At 41.4% G+C, this 4,307-nt stretch carries 4 protein-coding genes; 1 reads left to right on the forward strand and 3 read right to left on the reverse strand.

Going from position 1 to position 4,307, the window contains the following annotated elements; translation table 11 throughout:
• Positions 1 to 174 precede the first annotated feature (174 nt).
• Positions 175 to 990, reverse strand: coding sequence for a hypothetical protein (locus tag U9O96_07445; GenBank protein MEA2054918.1), 816 nt, complete (start codon positions 988 to 990; stop codon positions 175 to 177).
• A 107-nt stretch (positions 991 to 1,097) separates the two neighbouring features.
• Between U9O96_07445 and U9O96_07450 the strand changes: the two genes are divergently transcribed.
• Positions 1,098 to 1,322: a hypothetical protein gene (locus U9O96_07450; GenBank protein ID MEA2054919.1), complete on the forward strand. Its 225-nt coding sequence runs from the start codon at positions 1,098 to 1,100 to the stop codon at positions 1,320 to 1,322.
• Between the two features lie 29 nt (positions 1,323 to 1,351).
• On the opposite strand, the gene ppsA is transcribed toward U9O96_07450, so the two are convergent.
• Both ppsA and U9O96_07460 read right to left on the reverse strand, forming a co-directional pair.
• On the reverse strand, positions 1,352 to 3,751 hold the full coding sequence (gene ppsA / locus U9O96_07455; GenBank protein ID MEA2054920.1) for a phosphoenolpyruvate synthase: 2,400 nt from the start codon (positions 3,749 to 3,751) through the stop codon (positions 1,352 to 1,354).
• Positions 3,752 to 4,031: 280 nt separating this feature from the next.
• Positions 4,032 to 4,307: IS1634 family transposase (locus U9O96_07460; protein MEA2054921.1), on the reverse strand; the 276-nt coding region annotated here is incomplete at its 5' end.

The following is a 4,307-nucleotide window of genomic DNA, read 5'->3' on the forward strand; positions in this document are numbered from 1 at the left end:
GTTTTTTTACAACAACCGATTTGGTAAATCGATTGACTAATTTTGCTTTCATTGTCCCATCCCTACGGTTTCCTAAACCGTGGGAAGCATTCAAATTTTTCTAAAAATTTTGCTGGTCATCTACTGTCTATTTGTTTCCTCTTTTCAGCGATGGCACTGCCGAGGATGCCGGCGTTATTCAACCAAACGATACCTACATTCAAACTTATCCTTTATTTCCAGAATCTCATTTGCTACTTCATGCCTGAAGATGGGTTTTGCCCGTGAAACTCCCTTTTCCGTTATAAAGTAGTCTACATGTCTAACTGGCGTAAAATCAAAATAAAAATTCTTCACTTTTACTTTATCGGGCGAATCCTGCCATATTTCTTTTCTACCTTCTTCCTTGATAAATACAAAAGGAAACGCTTTGTGGGACGAGGATGCCATATACACATCTTTTCCCGTACCCTTTGCATGGGAAGCGAGGGCTGCCGTCCCTATTTTATTGATAGTCCCTTTTTTAAGAATAGCATCCGTACCCATCAGAATCATGTCCGCCTTGCCTACATACGAAAAGAGCGATATGTCAGTGGTAAAGATGGTGTCGACGTTGCTCTCGCACAATTCTCTGACAAGCTTTCTTCCTTCATATTTCGGACGGGATTCGCTGCATATGGCCCTGATATTCTTGCTTTCGCATGCTCTTAATATCCTGGATACCGTCGAGCTCCTGCTGTATGTGAGGACTGTAGCATTGTCTTTTATCACGCTTGCACCATGTTCAATAATCCTTTCATTCGCTTTCGCCATTCTATTGAATTGCTTTATCGCATCTTTGCCGTACAGAAAGGCGAGATTTGCAATGTTCCAGAGGGAAGCCATCGAAGGATAGGCTGACAGCAGTTCGTAGCATCTTTCAAAAAGCCCATCCCTGCCCACGTATTTCTTTATGTCCCCAATAGCCTTTTCTTCAATCTCTGCCGCCCCTGAAATCCTGTCCTGTTTCATTGCCATCCAATATGCAGGCGAATAAAAATATATTGCTGCTTTGGAACAGGTGGCGGGGCTATTCTGGCAGAGGGTAAACTATATAATGTGTTTCTGTATAAAAAATCATGTTAAAGTACAGTACTATCTCCGTACCGAAAACCCTTCATGAGGAGATACGGAGGACAGTGGTGGAAGATCCCAGAGTTGGTTATTCAAGTGTCGCAGAGTTTTCCAAGGAAGCCATACGTCTCAGGTTAGACGAACTGAAGATGGAAATGAAGGGCGAAAGGCAGAATACGAAGAAAATAGAAAAGCTGGTGAAAAAGATAGAGAATGCAATAAAATCCTGATGCTGTATCAGGGGAAAATTGGGCCGGGCTTACTTTATCCCGAGTTTTCTTTCCTTTTCGGCTATCATCAATCTAGTTTCTATGACGGTATCTGGGTTGAGGGAAATACTGTCTATTCCGCATTCAACTAAAAATTCTGCGAATTCCGGAAAATCTGAGGGGGCCTGCCCGCATATTCCGATTTTTTTCCCATGTTCTTTTGCTATTTTTATTACTTCCTTTACCATTCTCTTTACCGCCTCGTTTCTCTCATCAAATAAATTTGCCACAATGTCAGAGTCCCTATCAAGACCGAGGAGCAGCTGGGTTAAATCGTTGGAGCCTATGGAAAAGCCGTCAAATATATCTGCAAATTTATCTGCAAGAATAACATTGGATGGTATTTCACACATTACATAAATTTCCAGGCCGTTTTCACCCTGTTTAAGCCCAAACTCTTCCATTGTTTTTATGACCTTTTTTCCCTCGTCGGGGGTTCTGCAGAACGGTACCATCACCTTTACATTTGACAGTCCCATCTCGTCCCTCACTTTTTTTATGGCCCTGCATTCCAGTTCGAATGCCGGCTTGAATTTTTTGTCGTAATATCTCGAAGCCCCCCTCCATCCGAGCATGGGGTTGCTCTCAGCAGGCTCATACAAATACCCCCCGATTAAACTGGCGTATTCATTTGTCTTGAAATCGGAGAGGCGGACAATTACGTCATTAGGGTAAAATCCTGCGGCAATTTTTCCGATTCCCATGGCGAGCTGCTCAACAAAAAATTCCACTTTGTTTTTGTATGAAAGGGTGCGGTTATCTATTTCCCTCACGATTTCCATTATTTTTTTATCCTTATCGGCAATTTTTTTAAGTTTATCATATTCTATCAGTGCCATGGGGTGTATTCCAATATGTGAGCTTATTACAAATTCCTCTCTCGCAAGCCCTACGCCGTCATTCGGTATCTGGCACTGCAAAAAAGCTTTTTCAGGTATGGCCGCATTCATCATTATCTTTGTTTTTGTGTTTGGTATGCTATCAAGGGGGATTTCCTCCACTTTATATTTCAGCAACCCCTCATAGATGTTTCCAACTCCTCCAGAACAATCTGCCGTTATGGGCATTCCATCTTTTATTTTACACGTAGCATCATTTGTGCCGACAACGGCAGGTATGCCTAGTTCTCTGCTCACTATCGCTGCATGGCACGTTCTTCCCCCACGGTCGGTCACGATGGCGGATGCAATCTTCATTATCGGTTCCCAGTCCGGATCTGTCATTCCCGTTACAAGCACTTCTCCATTCCTGAACTTTTCAATTTCACTTGCATTTTTTATAACCCTCGCTTTTCCCTGCCCTATCTTGCTTCCTATTGCTTCCCCCTTCGCAATTGCATTTCCTTTCTCCAGAAGCCTATAAGTGCATAGCATATCTACTTTTTTTGCTGAATGAACCGTCTCGGGTCTGGCCTGCACTATGAAAATTTCATTGCTTTTCCCATCTTTTGCCCATTCCATATCCATCGGCATTCCATAATGCTCCTCTATTCTGCATGCCCATTTTGCGAGAAGAAGTATTTCATCATCAGATAACACAAACTCGTTCCTCTTTTTTTCAGAAACAGTCCTCTCTACAGTACCATTCTCGGAACAGACGAGCATTTTTCTTTTATCTCCCAATTTCTTCTCCACTATCGGCCTGAAAACTTTCCTAAGGGTTGACTTGAATACGTAAAATTGATCCGGATTTACTTCCCCCTGGACAATGGTCTCCCCAAGCCCCCACACTCCCGTAATATACACTGCATTCTCGAAGCCGCTTTCGGTATCTATGGAAAACATGACACCAGAACATGCTAGATCTGAATGCACCATTTTTTGTACCCCGACTGAGATGTATACATCCAGATGCCGAAATCCATGGTCTTCCCTGTAAGAAATGGCCCTATCCGTAAAAAGGGATGCAAAGCAATTGATAATACTTTCAATCACGTTTTCTTTCCCTTTAACATTAAGATACGTGTCCTGCTGCCCCGCGAATGATGCCGTTGGCAAATCCTCGGCGGTAGCGCTGCTCCTTATGGCGACATCGACATTCCCGCCGTACATTTCTTCCATTTTTTTGTATGCCCTCACTATTTCTTTCTCCAGATCCTTTGGCATCGGGGAATTTTTTATGAGATTTCTTATCCTTTCACCTTTTTTTTTCAGATCTTTCACATCCTTTGTGTCCATACTATCTAAAAGTTTTTTTATTTCCCCGCTTACGCCAGAATCTTCCATAAATTTTTTGTATGCAATGGAGGTGACGGCAAACCCGTTTGGTATTTTTATCCCATCCTTGGACAATTTTCCGTACATTTCACCCAAGGAAGCATTTTTGCCCCCAACTAGGGAAATATCATCAGAATCTATTTCATCAAACCATAGTATGTACCCACCCTTCATCAAAAATAAATGGGTAATTCTTATTAAAATACTTTGGAGGCAAGGCACGGTCATAATAGTATTTTCCATCCCTCGTTATTGTAGAGCCGTTGGAGTGAAGGTTATATTCTAATTTTTCAAGATAAAAATTTATAAGTTCCGTGATGGCCCGACTTTAATTATAGTAAAAGACATTAGTTTTTGATTAAAGTTAAATACCTCTACATCTATTAGACTCAAGTTTAAAAGATCATCGATTCTACATCAGTAAAAGTGTAGTAAAATTTTAGAATTTTCGCTGCTAAATAACTTTGATATACCTATCTAGTCCTAGTTGCGAAAAAACAGCAGCTTGTACAGGACTCATCTCCTTTACCTTCAACTGAATATCACCTGTCCGAATATCTTTCACTAGAGCTACTTGTAAGTCTCTCAATTCTTCAAGGAGTCGCTCGTCACTAACAGTAACTCTTCGGAGTTGTTTTTTTATCAATCGAATAAAAGAGAGTGCCATCACACATAGAAATATGTGAACCCTTATTCTGTCATCCTTATCATGATAAACAGGTGGTATTGG

This window comes from Candidatus Thermoplasmatota archaeon, assembly GCA_034660695.1.
GTDB lineage: Archaea > Thermoplasmatota > E2 > UBA202 > DSCA01 > JAYEJS01.

What these genes read in the sequence shown, in the direction of transcription:
- U9O96_07445 (MEA2054918.1), bottom strand. Translation starts at nt 990, where the DNA reads ATGAAACAGGACAGGATTTCAGGGGCGGCAGAGATTGAAGAAAAGGCT.
- U9O96_07450 (MEA2054919.1), top strand. Translation starts at nt 1,098, where the DNA reads ATGTTAAAGTACAGTACTATCTCCGTACCGAAAACCCTTCATGAGGAG.
- ppsA (MEA2054920.1), bottom strand. Translation starts at nt 3,751, where the DNA reads ATGAAGGGTGGGTACATACTATGGTTTGATGAAATAGATTCTGATGAT.